The sequence below is a fragment of the Bacillus sp. B2-WWTP-C-10-Post-4 genome (genome assembly GCF_009183805.1).
GTDB classification, from domain to species: Bacteria; Bacillota; Bacilli; order Bacillales; family Bacillaceae_G; genus Bacillus_A; species Bacillus_A cereus.
In genome coordinates this window covers 1-6,381 of record NZ_WEII01000165.1, presented here as the reverse complement: position 1 = coordinate 6,381, position 6,381 = coordinate 1, and the positions used below count along the sequence as shown (strand labels likewise).

The window sequence follows — 6,381 nt, the reverse complement described above, 5'->3', positions numbered from 1 at the left end:
CCTTATATATATTCATTATTTCCTTCCCACCTAACTTCTTATATAAATATAAAAAACTCTCAATGAATAATTCCTATTTATTTTTGATTAGTAAAAAACATTTTCAGAGGATAATATTCTATTTTACATTCATATTTTCGACTTATTTTCTAACCTCTTTATGTCTATTATTGAATGGGCTCAAAGAAAAAAGTCTCATAATATGTTATACACGAATTTATGAGACTTTTAGAAAACTAATAGTGTACAATTTCAAATAATATTTCACCTATTTACATGTGCTAATAAGAGCATTTGTTTAAAACTCATTTTTATACTCTTTACCAACTCATGAATATGCGGTTTCTCTAACATACTCAGATGGGAACCTGGCACTTGCAAAGCGTATACTTCCCCTGATGTATATTCATTCCATCTGTTATAATCTACTAGTGGGTGAATGTCATTAATAGATGCATTAAATAGAAAGATATCTGCTTTTATTTTTTGTTTACAATTATATTTTAGGTATGCATATCTATTAGCTATCATTACTTTTAACTTATTCATCATTGGATCTTCAAAATTTTGCTGACAACTATTTTCATTCAATGTAAATTTTTTCAGTAAAGATTCTATTAATTGTTCTTCACACATTTGCTCAAAACTAATTTTCTCAATCCCTAACTGATCATTGAATTTTTCCAATTCTTCAAATGCATTCCTAATATTTAAACTAAGAATCTCCTTACCTTGTTCAATAGGATGAACATCAAGTAAACCTAGAAAACTAACTTTATCACCTAGTTCTTCTAATTTTCTAGCCATTTCAAATGCAACTATCCCTCCAAAAGACCATCCTAATAAGGTATATGGCCCTTCCTTTTTTACTTGTTTAATCTCTTCTATATATCTTACCGCCATTTCCTCTACAGATAAGTTTGGAAATCTACAATTATCATATCCTATAGATTGTAACCCATATACAGTCTTATTCTCTCCTAATTCTCTAGCCAAATCATAATAGTTTAATATACCCCCGCCTTGCCCATGAACAATGAACCATTGACTATCCTTGTTTGTTCCATTTTGAATTGGAATTAAACACTCACTTTCTATTCCTTTATTCCTACTTATTACATCACTTAATTGTTCAATAGTAGCCTTTTGAAATAATAAACTTAATGGCAGTTGCACATTAAACATTCTCTTGATATTTTCGAATAACTTTAATCCCTTAAGAGAATGACCACCTAATTCAAAGAAATTATCATTTATACCAATTTTATTTACGCCTAATATACTACTCCAAATATCAATTAAACTACTATCTATTTCATTTCTTGGTGGTACATAATTACTATTGCTCATTGTATTTAGCTTTGGTAACTTGCTTCTATCTATTTTCCCATTTTGTGTTAATGGTATATTGTGAATTGGTATGAGTTGTTGAGGTATCATATAATGTGGTAACTTTGTTGCCAAATATGCTCTTACCTCTGGAATAGGAATATCTTTTTCTGTAACTACGTATGCACATAAATACTTTTCCCCAGCTTCATCTTCTTGATCTATTACTACGGCCGTTTTGATTGTCTCATATTTTAACAAACTCGCTTCTATCTCACCTAGTTCTATTCGATATCCCCTTATTTTTACTTGATGATCGACTCGGCCCAAGTATTCAATGTTACCATCAGGTAGCCACCTTGCTATATCCCCTGTTTTATATAGTTTCTCACCTCGTTCAAATGGATGATCAATAAATTTATCTGCTGTTAATTCTTTTCGATTGATGTATCCTCTAGCTAACCCTATGCCAGAGATACATATTTCACCTGGAACACCTATAGGTTGTATCCTATGAAATGAATCCAATATATAAATTTTAGTATTTAACAATGGCGAACCTATCGGTACGTTTTGTGTTGTAATTTCTTTATTACTCTCATATCGATAAGATGTACAACAAACTGTAGCCTCTGTAGGTCCGTATCCATTTAATATTTGGAGGTTCCCCCTAAATAGATGATCGTATTTTGCGAGTAATTCTGTTTTAATGGGTTCTACTCCCACAAGTAGCTTATTTAAGACTATCTTCTGGTTATCTCTAACAAAATAATCATATATTTCATTTAATAAAGTAGGTGGAATATATGATAATGTAACCTGTTCCTCAAGAATGACTTGTACAAGTTTTGATACATCAAACTTCTCACCTTGATAAATAGTCATTCTTGCGCCATATATCAATGGGACAAATATCTCAAAAATAGTAACATCAAAAGAAATACTACTTGAGAATAGAACGTTATCAGTTATCCCTATATCTTGAGAGAAATCTTCATACATTGCACACAAAAAGTTAGTCAAGGATCGATGTTCAATCATTACTCCTTTAGGTTGTCCTGTAGAACCTGATGTATAAATAACATACGCTAAGTTGTGAGGTTCTATCATCATGTGCATGTCTTCTCCTGGTTCTTCTTCAAAAGACATATCCATTAGATCTATTACATTACCTTGGAATTCTATCCCCTTTATAATAGAGTTTTGATGTACTAATACATGTGAACACCCACTGTCTGTCAGCATATATTCCACTCTTTGTTTTGGTAAGTCGGTATCAATTGGTAAATACGCCCCACCTGCTTTTAAGACACCTAATATACCTATAACCATCTCGATGGAGCGTTCCATCATCACACCAACAATAGATTCTCTTTTAACTCCTTGGTCTAATAACCTTCTCGCCAACTGATTAGCTTTTATATTTAATTCATTATATGTAATTCCTTTTTCATTACATACAACGGCTATTTGATTAGGGTTCCGTTTTACTTGTTCTTCAAACATTTTATGCACTAATAAATGATTAGAATTTGAATTCTCTTTTTTGTTAAATTCATTCATAATACAATGTTCTTCTTCTATAGATAACATATTAATATTACGCAATCGTACTCTAGGGTTATTAGTTACTTCCTCAACTATATTTGTAAAATGTACCATTAACCTTTCTATTGTCTCCGCTTTAAATAACTTAGTACTATATTCTACTTTTAAATGAATGTTATTATCTATTTCCGTTGCTACTAATGACAAATCAAATTTTGAAACTGACTGCTTAAACGGATACGGTGTAAATTCTAATTCACCAATAGATATTGGATTCATATCCATGTTTTGAAAAACAAACATGGTATCAAATAATGGATTTCTACTTGTATCCCTATGCAAGTCTAAACCTTCTAATAGTTCTTCAAAAGGATAGTCTTGATTTTCATAAGCTTCTAATGTATTGAGTTTTAATCTACTCAAAAACTCAATAAACTCATCGTCATTTTCTAGATAATTTCTCATTACCAAAGTATTAATAAACATACCAATCATATGATTAGTATCAGAATGAGACCTTCCAGCAATAGGCGAACCTACAATAATGTCTTCTTGACCTGTGTATCTAGATAAAAGTATGTTATAAATGGCCAATAAAATCATATATGGCGTGGTACCAGTTTCAGTTGCTAGCTTATTTACTTTAAAAGTTAAATCTGTTCCCAAATTAAAAGAACAAACATTACCTTTAAAGCTTTGTATAGTCGGTCTTTGAAAATCGGTTGGAAAATTTAAAACCGGGAGTTCTCCTTTTAAAGTTGTTAACCAATAATTCTTTTGTTCACTAATTAGATTCTTATAGTAAGGTCCATTTTGCCACATCACATAGTCTTTGTACTGCACTCTCAATTTTGGAAGCTCATTTCCTTTATACAATTCTACAAACTCTTTTATTAATATCCCCATTGATAAACCATCAGATATTATATGATGCATATCTACTACAAGGATATGTCTTTCTTCTGCTATCCTTAAAAGCAACACCCTTAATAATGGAGGTTTTGATAAATCAAATGGACTTATAAACTCATGTTTTATATAATCCGCATCTTTTTCATTTACATGAACGTATTCAATATTGAAATCTACATTAGGCTCAATTTTTTGCACTAATTCCCCATCTAAAATTTGAAAAGAAGTTCTTAATATTTCATGTCTCTCAATTAAAGATTGAAATATATTTTCAAACTTATCTTTACAAATATCCCCTTCTACTTTAAGTATTGTGGGCATATTATAAGTTGTATTTGTACCATCTTCTAATTGATCTACTATAAACATTCTCTTTTGTGACGTAGAAGCTAAATAATACTCTTGTTGTTTTACAGGTTCTATGGAAATATAATTACTTTTTTCCATTTCTAATATACATTTTGAAAAATCAACCAAAACAGGAAACTTAAATAGGGATTTAATAGATAATTGCACATTAAATTCTTTATTAACGATAGAAATTAGCCTAGCAGCCTTTAATGAATGACCACCTATCTCAAAAAAGTTATCCTGTATTCCTACCCTTGGAATTCCTAAAACATCTTTCCAAATTTCAACTAATTTTCTTTCTGTAGAAGTTGTCGGCTCTATATGACTAGATTTTATATTATAAATAGGTTGAGGTAATTTTTTTCTATCTATTTTTCCATTTTGTGTTAACGGTATGTTTTGAATGGGTATGATCTGTTGAGGTATCATATAATATGGTAACTTTGTTGCTAAATATGCTCTTACCTCTGGAATAGGAATATCTTTTTCTGTAACTACATACGCACATAAATACTTTTCTCCACTTTCATCTTCTCGCTGTATTACTACGGCGGTTTTGATTGTCTCATATTTTAACAAACTTGCTTCTATCTCACCTAGTTCTATTCGATATCCCCTTATTTTCACTTGATGATCAACTCGTCCCAAGTATTCAATGTTACCATCAGGTAGCCATCTCGCTATATCTCCTGTTTTATATAATTTCTCACCATGTTCAAATGGATGATCAATAAATTTATCTGCTGTTAATTCTTTTCGATTGATGTATCCCCTAGCTAACCCTATGCCAGAAATACATATTTCTCCTGGAACACCTATAGGTTGTATCCTATGAAATGAATCCAATATATAAATTTTAGTATTTAACAATGGCGAACCTATTGGTACGTTTTGTGTTGTAATTTCTTTATCCCTCTCATATTGATAAGATGTACAACAGACTGTAGCCTCTGTAGGTCCGTATAAATTTAATATTTGGAGGTTCCCCCTAAATAGATGATCGTATTTTGCGAGTAATTCTGTTTTAATTGGTTCTACTCCCACGAAAAGTTTATTTAACGATATCTTCTGATTCGCCCTTACAAAATAATCATATATTTCATTTAATAAGGTAGGTGGAATATATGCTAACGTGACCTGTTCCTCAAGAATGACTTGTACAAGTTTTGGTACATCAAACTTCTCACCTTGATAAATAGTCATTCTTGCTCCATATACCAATGGGACAAATATTTCAAATATAGTAACATCAAAAGAAATACTACTTGAGAATAGTACATTATCAGTTATCCCTATATCTTGAGAGAAGTCCTCATACATTGCACACAAAAAATTAGTTAAGGAACGATGTTCAATCATTACCCCTTTGGGCTGGCCTGTAGAACCTGATGTATAAATAACATATGCCAAATTTTGAGGTTCCATCGTTATCTGCAAATCTTCTAATTGTTCTTCTTCAAAAGGAATATCCATTAGATTTATTACACTACCTTGAAATGCTACTCCCTTTATAATAGAGTTTTGATATGTTAGTACATGTGAACACCCGCTGTCTGTCAGCATATATTCCACTCTTTGTTTTGGTAACTCGGTATCAATCGGTAAATACGCCCCACCCGCTTTTAAGATACCTAATATGCCTACAATCATCTCAATAGAGCGTTCCATCATCACACCAACAATGGATTCTCTTTTAACTCCCTGGTCTAATAACCTTCTCGCCAGCTGATTAGCTTTTATATTTAATTGTTTATATGTAATTTCTTTTCCATTACATACAATCGCTATTTGATTAGGATTCTGTTTTACCTGCTCTTCAAATAATTGAGGAGCTGTTACAGTCTCACAAAGTAATGTTTTATGAACTCTAGTCGTATGATTGAAATCAAATAATATTTGATTCTTTTCTGTTTTAGGCATTACATCTAGATCCATTGCAGATTTATTTGGATCTTTCATTAATATATCTAAAATATTATATAAATGATTAACTATTCTACTAACTAATCCTTCACTATATAAAGTAGAATTGTAATCCACTTGAACCTTTAACTGTTCTTCATTTTTCATAAACCTAATAACCATATCAGAGTTTATTTTATCTGTACTCTCATAACAATGAATATCATCTAACATTACTATTGTATTTAATAAGGGAAGATTATTACTCTCTCCATCTAGACTTAATAATTGAGTAAGTTTATTAAAAGGAAAATGACAATGTTCAGTTGACTCTAAAAT

The 6,381-nt window shown here is 31.0% G+C and carries 1 protein-coding gene; it reads right to left on the bottom strand.

Annotated elements, in window-relative coordinates:
- Positions 1–264: 264 nt before the first annotated feature.
- On the bottom strand, positions 265–6,381 hold a 6,117-nt coding region (locus tag GBN78_RS27840; protein WP_152127936.1), incomplete at its 5' end, for an amino acid adenylation domain-containing protein.